The 19,423-nt window shown below is 54.6% G+C and carries 18 protein-coding genes; 11 read left to right on the top strand and 7 right to left on the bottom strand.

Annotation, left to right across the window (positions count from 1 at the left end; all coding sequences use genetic code 11):
* Window positions 1-99: 99 nt before the first annotated feature.
* The 3 genes from IK012_RS06965 to IK012_RS06955 are packed head-to-tail and all read left to right on the top strand — an operon-like array spanning window position 100 to window position 2,179.
* Window positions 100-390 (top strand): hypothetical protein, encoded by a 291-nt coding sequence (locus tag IK012_RS06965; protein WP_173378285.1) that lies wholly within the window; start codon window positions 100-102, stop codon window positions 388-390.
* Window positions 390-848 (top strand): rRNA maturation RNase YbeY, encoded by a 459-nt coding sequence (ybeY, locus tag IK012_RS06960; RefSeq protein WP_173378284.1) that lies wholly within the window; start codon window positions 390-392, stop codon window positions 846-848. The genes IK012_RS06965 and ybeY overlap by 1 nt, the downstream gene beginning before the upstream one ends.
* Entirely contained in the window at window positions 848-2,179 is a 1,332-nt protein-coding gene (locus IK012_RS06955) for a hemolysin family protein (protein WP_290952341.1), read from the top strand. Before ybeY ends, IK012_RS06955 begins: the two co-directional genes overlap by 1 nt.
* Before the next feature lie 187 nt (window positions 2,180-2,366).
* Here IK012_RS06955 and IK012_RS06950 read toward each other — a convergent pair whose 3' ends face one another.
* Window positions 2,367-4,136 carry a long-chain fatty acid--CoA ligase gene (locus IK012_RS06950; RefSeq protein WP_290952338.1) on the bottom strand — a complete coding sequence of 590 codons (1,770 nt, stop codon included), beginning with the start codon at window positions 4,134-4,136 and terminating at the stop codon, window positions 2,367-2,369.
* Window positions 4,137-4,215: 79 nt separating this feature from the next.
* Here IK012_RS06950 and IK012_RS06945 point away from each other — a divergent pair, with 79 nt between their 5' ends.
* Entirely contained in the window at window positions 4,216-4,545 is a 330-nt protein-coding gene (locus IK012_RS06945) for a hypothetical protein (RefSeq protein WP_290952335.1), read from the top strand.
* Between the two features lie 104 nt (window positions 4,546-4,649).
* Here IK012_RS06945 and IK012_RS06940 read toward each other — a convergent pair whose 3' ends face one another.
* From IK012_RS06940 to IK012_RS06925, 4 genes are read right to left on the bottom strand one after another with little or no spacing between them, the layout of a single operon-like run.
* Window positions 4,650-4,883 (bottom strand): hypothetical protein, encoded by a 234-nt coding sequence (locus IK012_RS06940; RefSeq protein ID WP_290952332.1) that lies wholly within the window; start codon window positions 4,881-4,883, stop codon window positions 4,650-4,652.
* Window positions 4,884-4,898: 15 nt separating this feature from the next.
* Window positions 4,899-6,293 carry a hypothetical protein gene (locus IK012_RS06935; protein WP_290952329.1) on the bottom strand — a complete coding sequence of 465 codons (1,395 nt, stop codon included), beginning with the start codon at window positions 6,291-6,293 and terminating at the stop codon, window positions 4,899-4,901.
* A gap of 56 nt (window positions 6,294-6,349) precedes the next feature.
* On the bottom strand, window positions 6,350-6,907 hold the full coding sequence (locus tag IK012_RS06930; protein ID WP_290952327.1) for a hypothetical protein: 558 nt from the start codon (window positions 6,905-6,907) through the stop codon (window positions 6,350-6,352).
* Between the two features lie 14 nt (window positions 6,908-6,921).
* Window positions 6,922-8,106: a hypothetical protein gene (locus IK012_RS06925; RefSeq protein ID WP_290952324.1), complete on the bottom strand. Its 1,185-nt coding sequence runs from the start codon at window positions 8,104-8,106 to the stop codon at window positions 6,922-6,924.
* 311 nt (window positions 8,107-8,417) lie between these two features.
* Between IK012_RS06925 and IK012_RS06920 the strand changes: the two genes are divergently transcribed.
* The 5 genes from IK012_RS06920 to IK012_RS06900 all read left to right on the top strand — a co-directional run bounded on the left by IK012_RS06920 (window position 8,418) and on the right by IK012_RS06900 (window position 15,541).
* Window positions 8,418-10,412, top strand: a complete 1,995-nt coding sequence (locus tag IK012_RS06920) for a pectate lyase (protein ID WP_290952321.1) — start codon at window positions 8,418-8,420, stop codon at window positions 10,410-10,412.
* A gap of 74 nt (window positions 10,413-10,486) precedes the next feature.
* On the top strand, window positions 10,487-11,842 hold the full coding sequence (locus IK012_RS06915; RefSeq protein WP_290952318.1) for a tetratricopeptide repeat protein: 1,356 nt from the start codon (window positions 10,487-10,489) through the stop codon (window positions 11,840-11,842).
* Between the two features lie 125 nt (window positions 11,843-11,967).
* Window positions 11,968-12,990: a fibrobacter succinogenes major paralogous domain-containing protein gene (locus tag IK012_RS06910; RefSeq protein ID WP_290952316.1), complete on the top strand. Its 1,023-nt coding sequence runs from the start codon at window positions 11,968-11,970 to the stop codon at window positions 12,988-12,990.
* A 59-nt stretch (window positions 12,991-13,049) separates the two neighbouring features.
* Window positions 13,050-14,609, top strand: coding sequence for a family 16 glycosylhydrolase (locus IK012_RS06905; RefSeq protein ID WP_290952315.1), 1,560 nt, complete (start codon window positions 13,050-13,052; stop codon window positions 14,607-14,609).
* 29 nt (window positions 14,610-14,638) lie between these two features.
* Window positions 14,639-15,541, top strand: coding sequence for a hypothetical protein (locus IK012_RS06900; protein ID WP_290952313.1), 903 nt, complete (start codon window positions 14,639-14,641; stop codon window positions 15,539-15,541).
* An 80-nt stretch (window positions 15,542-15,621) separates the two neighbouring features.
* Here IK012_RS06900 and IK012_RS06895 read toward each other — a convergent pair whose 3' ends face one another.
* Window positions 15,622-16,815 (bottom strand): class I SAM-dependent methyltransferase, encoded by a 1,194-nt coding sequence (locus IK012_RS06895; RefSeq protein ID WP_290952311.1) that lies wholly within the window; start codon window positions 16,813-16,815, stop codon window positions 15,622-15,624.
* A gap of 50 nt (window positions 16,816-16,865) precedes the next feature.
* Between IK012_RS06895 and IK012_RS06890 the strand changes: the two genes are divergently transcribed.
* Window positions 16,866-17,282 (top strand): VanZ family protein, encoded by a 417-nt coding sequence (locus IK012_RS06890; RefSeq protein WP_290952310.1) that lies wholly within the window; start codon window positions 16,866-16,868, stop codon window positions 17,280-17,282.
* Between the two features lie 93 nt (window positions 17,283-17,375).
* On the top strand, window positions 17,376-18,893 hold the full coding sequence (locus tag IK012_RS06885) for a hypothetical protein (protein WP_290952308.1): 1,518 nt from the start codon (window positions 17,376-17,378) through the stop codon (window positions 18,891-18,893).
* Window positions 18,894-18,971: 78 nt separating this feature from the next.
* On the opposite strand, the gene IK012_RS06880 is transcribed toward IK012_RS06885, so the two are convergent.
* Window positions 18,972-19,423, bottom strand: a 452-nt coding sequence (locus tag IK012_RS06880) for a Holliday junction DNA helicase RuvB C-terminal domain-containing protein (protein ID WP_290952306.1), incomplete at its 5' end; no start/stop codon positions are given.

The following is a 19,423-nucleotide window of genomic DNA, read 5'->3' as shown; positions in this document are numbered from 1 at the left end:
AGTTGTAAACACATTGCAAATATATTCTTTTTTGGTGAAAACCTTGCAATAATTGTATCTTTGGAATAAGAAAATTGTGTTATTTAAAAGAGGTCTAAAATGAGCATGGAAACAGAAGAACCTACCGTTGAGATGACCGACCCGGAAACGGGCGAACAGGTTATCAAGGAACTGGACAAGGCAGTCCTCACCAAGGGTGCATGGCAGACCATGATGTTCCTTTGCCAAGAGAAGAACGCCAAGACGGGTGAATTCGGTGAACCGAAGGTCTACCTGCGCCGTTACCAGAAGGCCGGCGGTGCGTTCAAGGCACGCAGCAAGTTCAATATCAGTGGCAAGGCCCAGGCCGAGGCCATGATAGAAACCCTAAAGAAGTGGTATAATATTTAATGGCAGACCCTGCTAGTAGTAAAAAGAAGAAATACAAGATTGATTTCCTGTGCGAGGGAGATATCGAGGCTTTCCCGTGGAAGGCCAAGTTTGAATCTATGGCGCGTAAGCTCCTCGCCGAAGAAGGGAAAGAGAAAAACGTAAACATCGTCCTCTGCACCGACAGCTTCGTGCGCGAGATGAACCGCGATTACCGCGGGCTCGACAAGGTGACGGACGTGCTTTCTTATGAATGGCACGAGGAGGACTTCTTGGGCGAAATCTATATCGCCCGTGACCAGGTGAAACGTCAGGCTCCCGAATACGGCAATACGTTCTATGCCGAACTGAAGCGCGTGATTGTCCACGGGCTTCTGCACCTGTCGGGCTACGACCACATCAAGGCCTCCGACCGCAAGGTCATGCGCAAGCGTGAATGCGAATTCCTCGGGCTCGACCTGTACAAGGAGCGTGCGTGATGGAGAATCCTGAAATTCTCGCGATCGTATTCCTGTGCATTTTCATCCTGACATCGGCCACGTTCTCGGCGACCAAGTGCGCGTTCAGCCTGATTTTCGCGAAGCGTGACCCGAAGGAACGCAATGAGCGCGAAGAGAAGATTGCGGGCCTCGTGAAATGGAACGGGTTCAATGAATGCGTCTCCATCGGGCGCATCTTCGGCAACGTGAGCGCCGGCGTGCTCGGCTTTTTCCTGTATACGAAGTACCTGTTTACCTTTGTGACCCAGCACCTGTACGCGAGTGTCGTCCTTTACCTGATTGTGGTATGTGGCGTACTGTACGTGTTGACGGTTTTCATCCCGTACCTGCTGGCGAGCCTCAAGCCCGATACTTTGTCTGTAGTCCTTGTGCCGCTGTTCCGGGTTATCCGCCTGCCGTTCGTGCCCGCGGCCAAGTTCTGCCATGTGATTTTCGTGAAGCTGCTTGAACTTCTGGGTTACGATTCGAAGCTCAGTTTCTTGCCCGAAGAAATGCGCGATGCCGTGCAGGCCGACCTTTCCGACATGCAGGACGGCGAGGACGAGGGCCTCGAAAAAGAAGAGCAGCAGATGATCCTCAACATCTTCGACTTCGTGGAAACCCCGGTGCGCGAAATCATGACCCCGCGTGTAGACATGTGCGCTATCGACGTGGATACCCCGCTTGCCGACTTGGTGAAGGTCTTGAACAGCGAACGCCATTCGCGCCTGCCCGTTTACAAGGACACGATGGACAACATCGTGGGTATCCTTTCGAACCGCGACTTCCTGGAATGGTACACCGAACACGGGACCGAACCGTTCAACATCATGAAAATCGTGATGCCGCCGGTGTTCGTGCCCTATCACAAGAAGATTGACGACCTCCTGACGGAACTGCGCAAGACGGGTAATCAGCTCGCCATCGTCGTTGACGAATATGGTGGAACTGCGGGCCTCGTGACGCTCGAAGACATCCTGGAAGAAATCGTGGGCGAAATCCGCGACGAAGACGATGTCGACGAAGAGGAAGACGTGCAGAAACTGAAGGACGGACGCTATATCCTCGATCCGCTCATGACGCTTTCCGACTTGGAAGACGAACTCGAGGTGGAACTCACTCCGCCCGAAGGCTCCCATGTGGAAACGCTTTCCGGCCTTATCCAGGCGACCCTCGGGATTATCCCTTCGCCGGGCGCTGAAGTCGAGATCAAGGGCTACAAGTTCCGCGTTCTCAAGATGGACGGAACCCGCATGGAGAAGGTGCTCATGATTCTCCCGCCGGGCAAGGGCGGCCCCAAGACCGCTGGCTTTAAAGCAGTCGGTAAGTAGTTACTGGGCACCTGCGGTGCAGTTCCTAGTCAATAGTTACTAGGGCCACTTCGTGGCAGTTAATAGTTACTAGTTATTAGTATAGCTTTTATCAAGAAGCTTCTCGCTATAAGAAATCCTAGTAACTAGTAACTCAGAACTAGGAACTGTTGCGAAGCAACTTCAGTAACTCGGAACTAGGAACTCACTAGGAGTACATCGCTTCAATCTGCTCCGCGTAGCGGGCTTCGGCGAATTTGCGCCGGATTTTCAGCGTGGGCGTGAGTAGTCCGGATTCTACGGTGAGTTCGTCGCCCACGAGCGTCCACTTGCGTATCTGTTCCCAGTGGTTGAGCTTCCGGTTTACGCGCGTGATGTGCCTGTTGATGGCTTCGCGGACGCGCAGCGACTGTAGCGCCTTTTCGATATCGAATTCTTCTTTTGTGAGCTTGAGCAGGCGGCGTGCGCCTTCGGGGTTGAGCCAGATGACGGCGGATGCGAACTTGCGGTCGTTCGCGATGACGAGCGCCTGCTCGACTGCCGGGTGCCGGCATATTTCGAGCTCGATGGGGTTGGGGCTCACGTACTTGCCGGTGCTGGTCTTGAGGAGTTCCTTGATGCGTCCCGTGAAGTTCAGGAATCCGTCCTCGTCGAAGAATCCCTGGTCGCCGGTCTTGTAGAACCCGTCTTCGGTAAAAATCTGTGCGTTCAGTTCGGGTTTGTTGCGGTAGCCCCTGAAGACGCTGTCTCCCTTCACCTCGATTTCGTTCTGTGCGCCTATGCGGACCTTTAGGTGTGCTAGCGGGAGCCCTATGGTGCCGGGTTTCGATACGCGAGGGCAGTTCGCCGAAATCACGGGGCTGCATTCCGTCATGCCGAATCCTTCGTATATGGGGAGCCCGATGTTCAAGAGAAAGCGCAGTATGGACTTGTTCAATGCGCTTCCGCCGCTCACGATGAGCTTGAGGTTGCTGCCGAGCGCGGAACGCATCTTCTTGTACACGAGTCTGTCGTAGAACCTCTGCAAGAGAGGCTTGCATTTCGAGGGGTCGCTGAGTTTTGCGAGTTTGACGGCGTTCTTGATGAATAAACTCTTCGGGCCCTTCGCGCGGTCGGCGATTATGGTCATGCTTTCGTAGAGACGTTCCAAGATGCGGGGCACCACCACCATGATGGTCGGGTGGATTTCGGTGAGTATCTGCGCCGTATTCTTCGGGTCGTCCGCGAAGTAGATCCTGATGCCGTTCAGGGTATAGAAATATACGGTCATCCGCTCGAGCACATGCGCTACCGGCAAAAGGGTGAGGGCCGAGTCCTCGCGGCGATTCATGTGGTACAGCCCGAGCAGGCTCTGTATTTGCGAGAGCATGTTCCGGTGCGAAAGTTCGACTCCTTTCGGGGTACCGGTAGAACCGCTCGTGTAGATGACGCTGAAGATGTCGTCCGGATGGATGCTCTGGATTTTGTCGTCGAGCCAGCTGAAGTATTTCGGGTCTTCGCTCTGCTTGTGACCTTCCTCGATGAAGTCGTTCCAGTAGATGCCATTAGCGGGAAGCGGTGACGAACCGTCGATGCACACCACGCGTTTGAAGCGGGAGAGCATGCCCTGCAGGGGCAGGTCGAGGTCCGTTATCGCGTTGACGATGAGGACCTGCACGCGCGATTCTTCGCACTGGTATACGAAATTCTCGGGAGCGATGTTCGGGAACAGCGGGATGGTTTCCTTGTGGTTCACCTGTGTCGCAATGTCGGCGAGAATCCATTCTGGCGAACTCGGGGCTATTATGCCCACGTTTTCGCACGGTTCAAGCCCGCTGTTGTCGAGGGCGATCGCGCCGTATATTGCGGTGTCCCTCAGAAATTCTCTGGAGTAGTGCAACCACTCCCCGTTGATCCGCTTGTACCAGCCTCCGAAATCGTCACAGGAACAGTTGGCGAAGAACATGGACGGGAGTGATGTGAACTGCAATGGTTCCATGTCTACAAAATACGTTATCTTGCCCGAAAAAGAGTACTTTTTTTTGTTTTTTATTTATTTTTCTTTAAAAAGGCATGTTATGATTAAGAAACTGTCCGATTACGAAGCGTATCTGAATACGCTCCTGAAGGCGGGTTGTCCGCTGGATGCCGAGCAGCTGCTGTCGGTGCGCACGCACATCGGTTTTTTCCAGCATGAGCGTCTTGCGCACGAAATCGTGCTTGTGCTTTTTGCCCTCCTGACAGTCGGTAGTTTTCTGTTTTTTGCGGCGTGCCCCGATATTCCCGTCCTCGTGCTCGCGGCTCTTTTCCTTTCGCTTCTGGTGCCCTACATCAAGCACTATTACGGGCTTGAAAACGGCGTGCAGCGCCTGTACGATTTATACGCATCTCTCGAAAAACTTCAGTAGGCTTGGGCCCGAAACGCGGCGTGCGTGCCTAGCGTGAATTGCAAAAAAAGACACGTCCCGGAGAACGGGGCGTGTCTTATGCAAAAGGATACTTTCAGAATTGCTTAGTCAGTGAGCGTCTTGCATTCGGAACTCGAGCAAATGTACATCTTGTCGTTGTCTTCACACGAGTAGACGACTCCGTTTGCGGTAGACGACACCATGTTGTAGATGGTGCAGTAGTTCTCGATGAAGGAGCCCATGCGCGGCGAGCTGATGGTGCTGTCGCTTGCAGCAGAGCAAGCCGAGAGTGCTGCGATCATCATGGAAGAGAAGAGAATAGCAATAATTTTTTTCATGATTGAGCCTCCCGATTAGAAGTAGATGAATCCGCCGAAGTTGGCGAGGATGTTGTTGTTGCCGTCGGAGAATCCACGGAAGGGATTGTTGTAGAAGGTGTTCTCGATGGAAGCTTCCACGGCGAAGTTGCTGTACTGGAAGCGGACACCGAGGTTGACCCTGGTTGCGCCCGTGAGCGAACGGATCCTGGTCGTGTAGTTCTTCACGATGTCAAGTTCGTCGTCGTAATCCGTGATGTACTCTTCGTCTTCCATGGTGAAAACGGCCCAAGTGTAGTCGGCTCCGCCATAGACCATCCAGCATTTGCCGAGAGCGATTTCGGCGAAGATGTTCGGCTGGGTGTAAACGCCCATCGTGAAGTAACTGTCTTTTCTCTTGTTCCTGATGTCATCGAATTCATCGTAGAATACGAACGGAATGCGGGTGTTGAGGCCGAGCAAGACTCTTGCGCCGTTCCCCTGGAGGATTGCCGTACCGACGTTGAGAGACGGCTGGATATAGACATTGGCGCCCTTGCCCGTGGTATCCAGTGTTTCAGTCTTCGTACCATCTTCTCTCGATTTCCTAGTGGCTTCCCGCGAGAAGGCGTCCTCATGACGAGTGAACGTAACAGCGGCGTTCCAGAACATTTTCTTTGCCGAGGGGTCGTTGCTCACGGCCACCGTGGCACCGAAATCCCAGAAGTCGTTTTCGGAGTCAATCGTATTTTTGTTGTCGGCGTCCTTGTAACCTTCAGACCTGGAAACTTCATTTTGGTAGGTGAGCCAGAACATGGAGGCGTTCAGGTCGATGCCGCCCAACGGGAGAGCGAACCTTGCGCGGACGATGTCGCCTGCGGAGACCGTGTAGATGTCTTCGGTTTCCTGTTCGTAGGCGTCTGTGCTTTCGGTGAAGACGAGCTCCTTGCCGAAGGCGTAGCTGATGGAGGCGCCGAATCCCTTGTTCGCGATACCGATGGTGGTGCGTCCGAGGTTGTCAGCCAGTTCGAAGGAGAGGAACTTCGTGCTTCCTTCACCGAACGAGACGGCGCTGAACTTGCTGGTGGGTTCCATGTAGACGAACTTGGAACCGGCCATCTTGTAAGGCTTGTTCAGGTTGTCGGCGACGGTCGCGTCAGCAGCCTGGTTGCCGACGTTGTTGTACGCGATGCCGTGAAGGGCGGGCTTTGTGGCGGTCGTCTCTTCTGCGGGAGCAGGAGCGGGCTGGGGTGCCGGTGCAGGCTTGACTCTGGGTGCCGGTGCTGGAGCGGGAGCCGGTGCCGGAGCCGGAGTCGGCTCATAGGCGGGGGCTGTAGCTTCTTCCGATGCCGGGGCTGACGTCTGGAGGTCGGCACTAGTCATCAGTCGTTCCTGGGCCATGGCGGCAGTCATCGCTACCGCTGCAGTCAAGGTGATCAGTTTTATGTTCATTCTGTATCCTTTGTTATGCATTTAAACTTTTTGTGTTAAACCTGAAGTCTTTTGAATCAATCTTCGCTCGCAGAGCTGTCGGGTTCTTCGGAACTGCTGGATTCCTCTACGCTGGAAGAAGATGCTTCGCTTGAAGAAGTGTCGGGCGGTTCAGAACTGCTGGATTCTTCTACGCTGGAGGAAGATACTTCGCTTGAAGAACTTTCGGGTTCTTCGGAGCTGCTGGATTCCTCGATGCTGGAGGAAGATTCTTCTACGCTGCTGGAAGAAGATTCCTCTTCGCTGCTGGAAGAAGATTTGGCTTCGCTCGAAGAACTTGCGGGAGCGGAAGACGAACTGGATGTCGCCGACGAACTCGACGAAACGGACGAACTGGAGTATTCGGAACTGCTGGATTCCTCTTCGCTGCTAGACGAGGATGTCGCGCTGCTGGAATACTGGGAGCTGGAAGATGCCGTGCTGCTCGAGTATTTTTCGGAACTGCTGGAGTACTCGGTGAACGAGTGGCCGTGCGGCGTCCTGCTGTTGAAGGGGCCGGTGATGGTGGTTTCGTTAGAGCACGCTGCGATAAGGGCGAAAACCAGGAACAAGGCTACTGAAAAAATCTTTTTCATATTCTTTTCCTCGGTTAGAATGTTATGATTCCGGAGAAGTCATACGCAACGGCCGCTCCGTCGAAACCCCTGAAGGGATTGCTGTACATGCCGGCTTCGATTCCCGCTTCGAGCGTGACGTTCTTGTAGTTGAAGCGAGCGCCCGTGCTCATGTAGGGGATGCCTGTCTTTGTCGAGAACTGCATGAGGTTGTTTCTTCTTTCCTCGCTGATTTCCCAGTGCTCGATGTACCTTTCGCGAAGGCCGGATGTACTCCATGTATAGTAAGTGCTTCCCCACAGCATCAGGTTTTCGTTCAGGGCGTATTCGACAAGGATGTGCGGTGTGAGGGAGAGTGTGCCTTGCAGGTAGTAGTCCATGCGGTGGTTTTCTTTGTCCTTGAGCCAATCGTAGATGGTAGCCGTGATGGAGGCGTTGTTGCCGACATGAACACGGCCGTTCTTGGATTTCAGGACGATGTCACCGAAGTTGTAGAAGATGTTCGCGTAGGTGTAGTTCTGGTTCGAACGTGTCTCGACGTCATAGTTATCGTCCGGGAATTCCGTGCTGGTGTATGAGGAATCGAGGGTATGGAAATAACGGGTGGCCGATGCTCCGAAGCTCCAGGAGAAGTCCTTGGCGGAGGGCTTGTTCGTGAAGGTGAGGCCGCCACCGAAGTTATGGCTGAGCTTGCTGTATTCCTTTACGGATTTGCCTTCGCTGTCAGCGTATTTCCATGTGTAGACGGAATCGCCGTTAGACTGGGAGTAGCGGAGGAACGTGGTGAAATCGACGGAGGTGAACGGAAGCGACAGACGGAGCGTGAAGTTGTTGGCGGAGGAACCGACGATTTCATCGGTCTTGAGCTTGTGGTAAGGGGAGCTCTGTTCGAAGAAGCTCAGTTTCTCGCCGACGCTGAAGGCGAAGCTGAAACCGAGGGACTTGGTGGCGATACCGAGCATGGCCTGGGAGTTTATGTAGGCGGCGAAGGTGGTGTGCTCACCGGACGTGTAGCTGGCGATGCCGTAGACGTTGGTCGGGCCCAGGGCTACCAGGTTGCTCCCGTACATGAGGTAGGGCGTGTAAATGTTCCGATGCACGGAAGGGGCTTCGCCAGGAGTTCTCGTGGCGTTGTAGTAGGCGCTCCCGTGTAGAACATTGAAGTTGGCCGTATCGGGTTCATTTTCTGCAAATGTTGTTGCAAAAAATAGGGACAACATTGTCAATAGTAATTTTGGCTTCATCATCGTTCCGAATTAATTTAGATGAATGATAATAAAAAAATAGTGTTTTTTGGGGAGATGTGCCCAATATTTGTGTTGTTTTTTGTTGTGGCCTTGTTTTATTCGACGCAAAATTTGCGTAAATTAAAGTTGTTTAGAATAAAATGAGAACATATTTTGTAAAATAATCATAGAGAAATTATAAAATAGCGACTATTGAGTTATATTTGTTTAAAATTTTTGAGAACATTTAAAATTGGTGTAAAAGGGGATGTTCCCGTATGTTCTCGAAAGAAAGGGATGTTTATATGAATTTTTCTGCGACGATCGCGCTCGGGATCGGCCTTGCGGCCGCATCCTATGCCGAGATTTCCTTGGAGGCTGCCGGAGGGTGGCTTGAATCTGCCTACGCGCAGTGGGCTGCGGATGGTTCTGATAGCTACAATGTCTACTACTCGGGTGCCGGCAAGACCGATGTGAAGGTCGATGCCCCGCTTGTCCGCAAGTACGGTTCGACTTGGCGCGTGGATGTGCCGGGTCTCAAGGCGGGTGACTACACGCTCAAGGTTGTGGGCGTGAAGGGCGGCAAGGAGGGCGCGGCTGTTACGACGAAGGCCCTTTCGGTGAAGTCCCTCGACCGCTCGGGATTTGCCTTCAGCGACGGTCATGTCCCGGGCGCTTACAAGGCGGATGGCACGCTCAAGGACGGAGCCGTAATCGTCTATGTTTCCGAAGGTAACAAGAATACGGTGAAACTCGACGTGGCGACCAACAGCAAGGGCGGTATGGCGGAATTTACCGGTTTTCAGGCGATTCTTGCCGCTATCAAGAAGGGCTACGACAAACGCCCGTTCGATTTCCGCCTGATAGGCAACGTTACGGATCCAGATTCTACGGACAAAGGCGATATCCTTGTCGACATGGGTTCGAAAGAAGGACTTTCGATGACGATCGAAGGGGTGGGGCCCGATGCGACGGCGAACGGCTGGGGTCTCCGTATCAAGGGCGCGCAGGATGTGGAGGTCCGCAACCTCGGGTTCATGAACGTGAGCAGCAACGAAGGCGACAATGTCGGGCTCCAGCAGGACAACAAGTATGTGTGGGTGCACAACTGCGACTTCTTTTATGGAGATGCTGGCAGCGACAAGGACCAGGTGAAGGGCGACGGCGCCCTCGACTGCAAGAAATCCACCTACGTGACCTTCAGCTATAATCACTTTTGGGACAACGGCAAGTCGAACCTGCTCGGGCTCAAGGAGAATACGACCGAAGGGCTCTACATCACTTATCACCACAACTGGTTCGACCATTCCGACTCCCGCCACCCGCGCGTGCGGTTTTACAGCGCGCACGTCTACAATAATTATTACGACGGTATCGCGAAGTACGGTGCGGGCGCTACGCTCGGCTCGTCGGTGTTCATGGAGAACAACTATTTCCGCAATTGCAAGTTCCCGATGCTCACCTCGATGCAGGGGAGCGACGTGTATGCGGGCGGAACCAAGCGGGATCCCGGCAATTACGGCACGTTTAGCGATGAGGACGGCGGGACTATCAAGGCGTTCGGCAACCATTTCGAGGGCGACTACACGTTTATCCCGTACGGCGCAAGTACGTATAAAGTAAAAGGCTCGGAGACGGCTGCCGCAAGCCAGGGAATCAATACTTCCGTGGATTTCGACGCCTACGTGGTGGATAGCCGCAATGCGAAGGTGCCCTCTATGGTCAAGTCTTATCAGGGCGCCAACACCTACAACAATTTCGATACCGACAATTCCGTGATGTACAGGTATACGGCCGACGAGCCTGCCGTGGCGAAGGCGAACGTGGAGGCTTTCGCAGGCCGCGTGCAGGGCGGAAATTTCAAGTGGAGTTTCGACAATTCCAAGGACGATGCCGCTTCCGAGGTGAATCAGAAGTTGAAGGATGCACTCGTGGCGTACAAGGGCTGGGACGGAAGCGTCATTCCCGGTTCCTCCGTCGATTCACCGTCGAGTAGTTCCGCCGTCGCACCGCAGTCGAGCAGTTCTTCTTCCGTCGCACCGCAGTCGAGCGACAGCGAGACAAGAGTGTCTACGGCAAATTCTCCGCGTGGTCCCGCCCTGCGCTATGCCGTCGCGGATCGCCGTCTCGAAATCGGCGTTGCGGGAGCCTTCCGCGTGGACTTGCTGCAGATGGACGGCGCGAAGATCCTTTCCAGTTCGGAGCGCGTCGTTGACCTTTCGGGACTCCGTCCGGGTATTTACGCTGTACGGCTCATGACCGCGGGCGGTGTGCTCCGCACGACGGTTTTCAAACAATAGCTTGGACCAAAGAAAGTATGGGTGTGCACCCGTGGGGTAAAACCTGCGGGTGTTTTTTTACTACATTATTCGACATGAATATCAGACTTTCTGTAGCGGCACTTACGCTTGCCTTCTCGTTCGGTATATCCTTCGCTGCTGACCCGCGCATTGAGCAGGGCGCAATTTTCGAGGCCAAGGGCGATTACGAAATGGCTCTCGGCGAATACAGGGCACTCCTTGCGGAACAGCCCCAGAATTCCGAGGCGTATTTCTTGGCTGCGGAAGTCTACCTCAAGATGCCCAAGCAGGATTTTGCACGTGCATTGGCCAACTACCGCCTGGCGTACAAGTTTACGCCGACCATGAGCAAGGCTTACGAAGGGGCGGCCAAGGTCTACAGGCTTATGGGCCAGAAGGCCAAAGCCGAAGAAGAACTTGCGAAGGATCCGAAGAATAGGCCTGTCGAAGAGGTTGCCGCTCCTGCCGCGGAATCCGTTCCGGCCGAGGCTCCTGTTGCCGCAGCGCCTGCGCCGCAGAAGGCCGCAGAAGTTGCTCCGGAGCCTGTCAAGGTAAGCGAACCCGCACCGCAGAAGGTTGCGGAACCTGTCGAAAAGAAGATTGCCGAAACGCCGAAGCCGGTCGAGGCTCCCAAGGCGGAACAGCCCTCCGATCCGTTCGAGAAGGGAAAGGCGCTGCTCGCCGAAGGCAAGTACAAGGAAGCTGCCGCGATGTGGCGCGAAGTCCTCGCGAAACAGCCCGGACATGCTGGCGCGTATTTCTATGCGGGCGTGACCCGTTACGAGATGGGCGAGTACGACAAGGCTGAATTCAACTTGAAGAAGGGTCTTTCCTACAAGGAACAGGGAAACGACGCGAACTACTACTTGGCCTTGGTCTACCAGAAAACCAACCGCAGTGAACTGGAAAAGAAGGCTCTTTCTGCGTATATCAAGAAGGCTGCCCCCGATGCTAAGTTCCGTGCGTTGGCAGAGAATCGAATTGCCGAAATGAAGGCTGCGGCTGAAGCGGCGAAGGCGGAGACGGAACCCGTTGCCGCAACGAAGCCCGCTGAAGAACCTGTCAAGGCTAATGCTCAGGCTACAGCTCCGGCGCAGAAGGCCGTTGCCGCGGCTCCCGCTCCTGCAAACGATGAATACAGCGTGGCGAATGCGAACAGCCTCTTCAAGAGTGGCAATCTCGCCGAGGCGCTTCGCATCTACAAGGCACTCCTGGACAAGGAAATCAGTACCGACGATCGCTATTTTGCAATGCTCCAGATGGGCAACATTTACCGCGAACTCCGCGATTTCCATAGTGCCGTGACCCGTTACCGCACCGTGGTGCAGCAGTATCCGGAATCCGACTGGGCTGCCGAAGCCGAACGCGCTCTCGAAGACGCCGTGTGGCTCGAAAGGCATGCTTCGGAACTCCCGCGCCGCACGCGTTAGTTTTTTGGAAAAAATCCTTGAAACACCCTGTAAAATCGGGGTGTTTGCTGTTTGTCGGTGGTTGCCCCTATTGCTTTTTGGGGCGTGAAAACATAAATTAAGTATAAACTTTTAAGGGGTTAGGTATGTCCATCAAAAAAACAATCAGACAGTGTTTTCTCGCAGGCCTGCTTTCTGGAGGAGCGGTCCTTTCCGTATGTGCATTCTCCGCGTGCAGTGATGATTCTGCAACTCCCAGCAGCGCCGATGGCGAAATGAACGCTGCGGAAAAAATTGCGGTCACCGACGAAGTGGTAGAGGAGAACGGCTTTGAGGTCTCGAACCAGTCTGCGCCGGAACCCAGCGAAGGCGCTGCCAAACCGGCGGTGCCGGACGTCTCTTCTTCTAGCGAAGAAACCGTTTCTGATGTGGTGGATTCGGAAACCTCTTCCCTTGATTCCGTTTTCAACATCCTTTTCCCCGACGGCGTTGAAGGCATCGATACGGCGCGTCACGATCCGGACAGCGTGGGCGTATGGCATTTCTACGACCCCAGGGGAACGCACGACAATCCGGACTTTGCCTATGGCTCCATGACGGACCCGCGTGACGGGATTGTCTACAAGACGACGACTATCGGCGGCCAGGTATGGATGGCCGAAAACTTGAACTACTTCGACATCGAAGGGGCTCCGAGCTCTATCAAGAACGACTGGTGCTACTGGGATAAGCCCGAGAACTGCGAATCGGCTGGCCGCCTCTACACGTGGAAGGTGGCGAAGAGGGTTTGCCCCGAAGGCTGGCGCTTGCCGACGAACGAAGACTGGACCGCATTGTTGACGGCGGTCGGTGCCGATACCCTGAACCCGATTGCCTGGACAGGCGCGAACGTGCTCAAGTCCAAGAGCGGCTGGGAAAACAGTGGCAGCGGTACGGACGACTTCGGCTTTACGGCGCTCCCGGCGGGCAAGGCGTTCTTCAACGATTTACAGTCCGGGTTTACCAACCATGGCTGCAGTTCGTACATGTGGTCTGCGACGGAAGCGGATCCCAGTGCCGGTGGGGATACCTTGGCGTTCAGCGTCGAACTGAATTGCAGCAACGAGTTGGCGATAGTCAATACGGTCAAGAAGTACAGTGGGTTCTCGGTCCGCTGTGTGAAGGAATGATTTTTGGCGGGAGGCTAAGGATAATGCGCCTCCTGCTTTGATTTGGATTGAGTGTGGATATGAAATTTTTAAATGTTGCCGTACTTGCCCTCTTGTCTGCCGGAGTTTCCTTTGCGGAACCTCCTTCGAACTTTAGCGGCTGGGAACTCGTATTCGAGGACAACTTCGACGGCACTTCGCTCGACAAGAAAAAGTGGAACCCGACCTACAACTGGGGCCCCACCCATAACCATCGTGCTTATTGTGCCGAAGAAAACGTGATAGTCTCCGACGGTACGCTCAAGCTCAAGGGCGAAAAGAAAAAGCATCCGGATGCAAATGGGCGGAAGGCCAAGTTCAACAACAAGGAAATTCCTGTCGACTACACCTCGGGCGCAATTGACACCAAGGGCCACTTCGAAGTGAAGTATGGCTACATCGAAGGCCGATTCAAGGCCCCGTGGCAGAAGGGAACTTGGCCTGCATTCTGGACTTTGCAAGACGGCTGGCCTCCGGAAATCGATATTCTTGAAATTCCGGCGTCGCGCAAGCAGCACCATTACTACCTGCATTACACGGACCCCAGCTGGTACAACAGCCATGGCTCGGCGTGGGACCACGAAGCCTCCTTCGGCGGGCACAAGGACGACAATACGGACCGTTCCGCCGGTTTCCACAACTATGCCGTGGAGTGGGACGAGTCGACGCTCAGCTTTTACTTTGACGATAAGAAGTTTGCGAGCTACAACCGCCCGACCGAAATCAAGCAGCTTTCGGCTCAGTACATCATCGTGAACCTCGCCATCGGTGGCTGGGCGGGTGACGATATCGAAATCACCGCGGACAAGCCCGCGTATTTCGAGGCGGACTGGGTGCGCGTGTGGCAGGCTAAGCCTGCGAAGCCCGATACGGTGCGCATCATGTCGATGAACTTCGGTACGTGCATGGTCCGGACCAGCGAAAACAAGCTCGCGCTGGGAGACTGCAAGGGCGACAACGCGATTGCGACGATTACGCCGCTCTCGGGTTCGGCCTACCGCATCAACTTCGGTGACCTCTCCCTTGATACACCGGATGAATCGAAGGATGCTGGCCACACGATGAGCCTGTACAAGTGGAATGGCGGTGCCCACCAGAAGGTGACGATGCAAAAGCAGTCCGGCTATGAGGGCTCCGTGGTGCGAATGAAGATGCAACACAGTGATTTGTACCTGCGCGCAACTACGGATGGCGAACGCGTGGTGCAGAGTTGGGCCGACGACTGGGAATGGAACCAGATGTGGCGCCTGCTCAAGCCCGACGAAGCTATCCCGGCCAAGGATACGACGGGCAAGAAGGATACGACGGCAACGGACACCACGAAGAAGGATTCGATTCCGCATGTAGCTCCGTATCTCGGTAATTTTGCTAATGTTTACGGGTCTTCTGCGCACTATGTCGACAATCGTTTGTTCGTGGAACTCGGAAGCGCGTTCAAGGATGGCGCGGATGTGCGCATCCTGGATTTGCAGGGCCGCGAGGTATTGCGTAGCAGGGCAAGACATTCGTCCGTGATGGATGTGCGAAACCTTGCTCCGGGAATATACCACGTGGTCGTGCGCGACGGAGTTCACGCCGATATGATGCGGTTCAAGAAATAGTCTAAAACCTTATAGAAAGGAGTATGAAAGTGAAGATTAGATACGCCAGCTTGTTGGCTCTGAGCATAATCTTCTCCGCCTGTGGAGACGATTCTTCTATGGATGGTCCCTTCCTCGACAGGGATTCCAAAGGCAAAGTACTTTCTTCCAGCAGCGGGTCCTCGGGTGAGGTTACTTTAGGCTGCGATTTCAGCATAGATGACGATGAATGGACCTTTGGGTTCCCCGATATGCTGGATATGGGCGCTGAATACAAGATGTCCATTGTCATCGAGGATGCCGATCTTATCGTTACGACGACGTCGGTTGATACGGGCTCCCTGGCCAGGACCTATTGCAAGTTTGCCGACCCCGTCGAAGTCGAAGATGTCGAAGGAGACGGCTCTCATATCGAAACGACGACTTGCGATGATGGGGTCATGACAACCGTGTCTGTCGAGAAGAAGATTGGCTTGCTTGACGAAGATTCGGTGACACGTGAAGGCCTTTTCGCGGAAATCATGGCGGAGTGCAAGACGTTGAACGGCATAGAAGACGAGCCTCAGTCCTCTTCTTCTGATGACGAAGAAGAATCCTCCAGTTCCGTGGAATCGTCTAGCTCCGTATCCTCCAGTTCGGAAGAATCTAGCTCCAGTGAGGAATCAAGCTCTAGCGAAGAATCCAGTTCAAGCGAAGAGTCCAGCTCGAGCGTGTACGAATACGAAGAAGTGGCCGGATGCTCGTTTGTCAAATCGGATTCCATTTGGGCGTTCGTATACACGTACGCCGGAGTCGAAACATCTGTTCGGTACGAATGGCTTGACGATTCGACGGTGTCTTACCTGAAGAAGCAGACCTTCCTGGACGAACCCACCACGCAAAGTAACGTCGACCGTCAGGAAAAGTTTGAAGAAGCGATGGAAGACTGCATCTATTACAAGAAGCGCGAGTAAGCGGAATCCTTGAATTGTAAAATGAAAAACTGGCCTTGCCGGCCAGTTTTTTTGTAAACGCTGAATCTGTTGTGGTGCTATTACACGACCTGCACCAGCAATCCCTTGAGGTACTGGCCTTCGGGGAAGGCGGTGTTCACGGGATGGTCGGCGGGCTGGCCGAAGCGTTCAATGATTTGAACGCGCCGATGGGCATCGGCGGCGGCATCCGCGATAATCTTCTGGAACAAGTCCATTTCCATGAGCCCGGAGCAGCTGAAGGTCGCGAGCATGCCGCCCTCGGCCAGTAGCTTCATGGCAAGCAGGTTGATGTCCTTGTAACCGCGTGCGCCTTTCTGCAGGTTGTCCTTGCTTTCCACGAATTTGGGCGGGTCCAGCACGATGAGGTCGAACGTTTCCGCTTTGTCGCGGCATTTGCGCAGGTACTGGAACACGTCGGCTTCCACATGCGTGGCATGCGCGGTGCTGAGCTTGTTGCGCATGATGCCTTCCTTCGCGAGCTTGAGGGCGTCCTTGGAAACATCCACTTGGTAGACTTTCTCGCAACCGCCACGGAGGGCGTACAGTCCGAATCCGCCGGTATAGCAGAAGCAGTTCAGCACCTTCTTGCCTTTGGAGATTTCACCGATGCGGCGGCGGGCGTCGCGCTGGTCGAGGTAGTAGCCCGTCTTGTGGCCGTTCTTCACGTCGATGGGGAAGAGGATGCCGTTCTCGTTGATGATGACGGGCTCGTCGGGCACATCGCCGAATACTACGCCCGTGCGGAGCGGCAGGCCTTCTTTTTTGCGCACTTCGGAATCGCAGCGTTCGTAGATGCCGCGGCAGTGCGTCTTTTCGGCGAGCAGCTCATAAATCGTGTTGCGGTGGACTTCGGCGCCGGCGGCAAGGATTTCTACCGAGTATATATCGGCGTACTTGTCGATGATGCATCCCGGGATGCCGTCATTTTCGGCATTGATCAGGCGGAAGGCGCTTTCTTTGTCCTCGATGTCGAATCCGCGGCTCTTGCGGGCGGCGATGGCGCGGTCTAGCAGGTCGCTGAAGAATTCGCGGTCGATATTGCCCTTTTCGCCGAATGTCCAGAAACGTCCGCGTATCTGGGACTTGGGCGAATACGCCGCAAGACCCAGGAAGTCGCTCCGGTAGCTGTAAACCTCGACGGTGTCGCCGAGCATCGGGTCGCCGACAACTTCGTCGACGGCTCCGCTAAAGATCCACGGGTGGTAACGCAATGCGGACTTTTCGCGTCCGGCCTTCAGGGTAATTGCTTTCATGCAGCCAAATGTAGAAAAACCATGCGCATTTTTCTACATTTGTCGCCAAGATGTTTGAATCGCTTTTTGACAAGTATCCTTTTTTCCGCGTAGTTCCCGCAGTGCTCTGCATGGCTGTCATCTTCAAGCTGTCATCCATGACGACCGAGGAACTGGAAGATTTCCCGCAAATCTGGGACAAGCTGGCTCATTTCTGCGAATACGCTACATTGGCCGGCTGCTATGCCATGCTCTGGACCCGTAACGAATGGTCCAAGCGCCAGTGGCTTCGTGTGCTTGTTGTGGGAGTTCTCGCTCTTGCTTACGGCTGTACCGACGAGTTCCACCAGAGTTTCGTGGATGGACGCGACAGCAGCGCCTTGGATTTGGTCGCCGACTTTACGGGTGGCCTTATAGGCGGTCTCGTCTATGCGCTTGTCTGCCTTGTTTTGAACAAGTTCGACCCGATTCGCGAAAAGGTCGAGTAGATTTTCTCCGTCAATAATTTTAAATTATGGGCGATGGCCCGGGTGACTTATATCGCTCACGGATTTGCTAGCCGAAGGAGGATTCTGCTCTCTTTGGCTTTTCTGCTTTTCCTTGCGGTGGCCGCCGCTGCGCAGGATTCTGTCTCTGTGCAAACTCCCGTGCCGGCAGATTCGGCTGTTTCTGATTCCTTGAAGACAGAAACCGAGAAACCGGAAGTTGCGAAAGACGATACGGCGATCGTCGAAACGGGCCGCCCTTCGTGGACCCGCTTTTTTGTCTGGCCGTTCGAACATATTATCCAGCCCGTCTTGAACGGAGCCGTTTACCCGATTGCGCAGCCCATCCGCTATGCGTTTGACAACGGTGTCATTGAGACGGCGGTCGACCTCATCACGTTCGGGCAAAAACGCAACGTGCTCCTGTACCCGATAATGAACTTGAAACCTGGCAACTCCACGATGCTCGGTGTCACGTATCGCCACAGGAATCTTTTCTTGAATCGCGACTACCTTGTCATGTCGTCTGAATACTTTGCGAATAGTGACTGGTTCTTTGATGTTCGCTATACGAAGCATGAACTCTTCGGCACCAAGCTCTTTGGAGGCGTGAGGTTCCGCCAGTATTGGGATCGCGATGCGCAGTTTATCATTCCGGGAACGAAGGAAGCCTTCGTGATGCCCGATTCGGCGTCGATAATCGATTACCGTACGGGACTCCCGCTGACAAGCGACGGCCATTGGAGCCTGGAATTCAACGGGCGAGTCGATTTCGTGAGGTTCAGCCTGCCGGACAAGTCGCAGGACAGCATCCTCATCGACAAGAAGTTCTTTATCGAGGACCACGGGCTTTACCAACACTATATGCAATATCCGGTGGGTGTGTCGCTCCTGTTCGACAACCTGGATTTCCCGTATACCCCGAGCCGTGGTAGCCGCATGCAGCTTTCCGCTCGGTACGTGTTTGTTGGCAAGTACGGGGGCATCTCGCAAACGGATGTGGTGAAGGCGACTGGAATCAAGGACGCAGGGCCGTTCAAGGATCGCGGAGAGAACCATGACTTCTTGCGTACCGAGTTGATGTTCCAACATTATTTCTATTTCGGGAAGGCGGAAACGTTCCATTTCTCCAAGAAGGAAGCCCGCCAGAACAGGCGGTTCTACACCGACTTCAACTGGGACGCGGCGTTGCGCATGTGGCGCCCCGAAAACGTGCGCGAGACTTTGTTCGAACGTCGCGTTATAGCGCTGCAATACCGGCTTATCGACATATGGGAGAGGGAAATCGGGCATGCGAGCGTGGACGCTTACTCGCTTATTGGTCCGAGGTTCCCGCTGCGCGGGTACAGCGACTACTGGTCGGCAAGGCATGTCATGAGCCTTTCGACGGAATACAGGTGGCCTATCGACTACTACGTGGATGGAGTGCTGTTCAACGAGTACATGATGCTTGCTCCCGGCTTCAAGGACTGGTCGTTTGATAATCTCTACAATTCATGGGGTTTCGGCGTGCGTGTGCGCAGGCCGGACATGTACTGGTTCCGTTTGCAGCTCGGGTTCCACGGACTGCACGGCGTGAATCTCGTGATAACTATCGCCCCCGAATTCCGGTAAGGTTACTTACACGCGTTGATGGTGCGTGGGTATGTGGTGCCCGCGTCGAACTCAAACCCGCATCGTCATTGCGGGGCTTTAGAACAAGTTAAGCTGGTCGCCTTCGATGCCCTTGTTTGCGGGGATTGTCTTGTGGAGCATCATGTAGGCGTTCCTTGTGGCGACGCGCCCGCGGGGGGTGCGGTTCAGGAGCCCCTTCTGGATGAGGTAGGGCTCGTACACTTCTTCTATCGTGTTCGCTTCTTCGCCCATGGCGGCGCTGATGGTGCCGATGCCTACAGGGCCCCCGTCGAACATGTCTATCATCGTGGATAGGATGCGGCGGTCGGTCGGGTCGAGGCCTTCACTGTCGATTCCGAGCATGTCGAGCGTCTTTTGGGCCGATTGCACGTCGATGATGCCGGTTCCCCGCACCTGCGCGACGTCGCGGCAACGGCGGAGCACGCGGTTGGCGATGCGGGGCGTGCCGCGGCAGCGCCCGCCTAGCAGCAGTGCTGCGTCTTCGGAAAGTTCCACCCCGAGGATTGTCG

Source organism: Fibrobacter sp., assembly GCF_017551775.1.
GTDB lineage: Bacteria > Fibrobacterota > Fibrobacteria > Fibrobacterales > Fibrobacteraceae > Fibrobacter.
This window is presented reverse-complemented; position numbering and strand designations above follow the sequence as displayed.

Coding starts and splice junctions, on each gene's coding strand:
- IK012_RS06965 (WP_173378285.1), top strand. CDS start 100: ATGAGCATGGAAACAGAAGAACCTACCGTTGAGATGACCGACCCGGAA.
- ybeY (WP_173378284.1), top strand. CDS start 390: ATGGCAGACCCTGCTAGTAGTAAAAAGAAGAAATACAAGATTGATTTC.
- IK012_RS06955 (WP_290952341.1), top strand. CDS start 848: ATGGAGAATCCTGAAATTCTCGCGATCGTATTCCTGTGCATTTTCATC.
- IK012_RS06950 (WP_290952338.1), bottom strand. CDS start 4,136: ATGGAACCATTGCAGTTCACATCACTCCCGTCCATGTTCTTCGCCAAC.
- IK012_RS06945 (WP_290952335.1), top strand. CDS start 4,216: ATGATTAAGAAACTGTCCGATTACGAAGCGTATCTGAATACGCTCCTG.
- IK012_RS06940 (WP_290952332.1), bottom strand. CDS start 4,883: ATGAAAAAAATTATTGCTATTCTCTTCTCTTCCATGATGATCGCAGCA.
- IK012_RS06935 (WP_290952329.1), bottom strand. CDS start 6,293: ATGAACATAAAACTGATCACCTTGACTGCAGCGGTAGCGATGACTGCC.
- IK012_RS06930 (WP_290952327.1), bottom strand. CDS start 6,907: ATGAAAAAGATTTTTTCAGTAGCCTTGTTCCTGGTTTTCGCCCTTATC.
- IK012_RS06925 (WP_290952324.1), bottom strand. CDS start 8,106: ATGTTGTCCCTATTTTTTGCAACAACATTTGCAGAAAATGAACCCGAT.
- IK012_RS06920 (WP_290952321.1), top strand. CDS start 8,418: ATGAATTTTTCTGCGACGATCGCGCTCGGGATCGGCCTTGCGGCCGCA.
- IK012_RS06915 (WP_290952318.1), top strand. CDS start 10,487: ATGAATATCAGACTTTCTGTAGCGGCACTTACGCTTGCCTTCTCGTTC.
- IK012_RS06910 (WP_290952316.1), top strand. CDS start 11,968: ATGTCCATCAAAAAAACAATCAGACAGTGTTTTCTCGCAGGCCTGCTT.
- IK012_RS06905 (WP_290952315.1), top strand. CDS start 13,050: ATGAAATTTTTAAATGTTGCCGTACTTGCCCTCTTGTCTGCCGGAGTT.
- IK012_RS06895 (WP_290952311.1), bottom strand. CDS start 16,815: ATGAAAGCAATTACCCTGAAGGCCGGACGCGAAAAGTCCGCATTGCGT.
- IK012_RS06890 (WP_290952310.1), top strand. CDS start 16,866: ATGTTTGAATCGCTTTTTGACAAGTATCCTTTTTTCCGCGTAGTTCCC.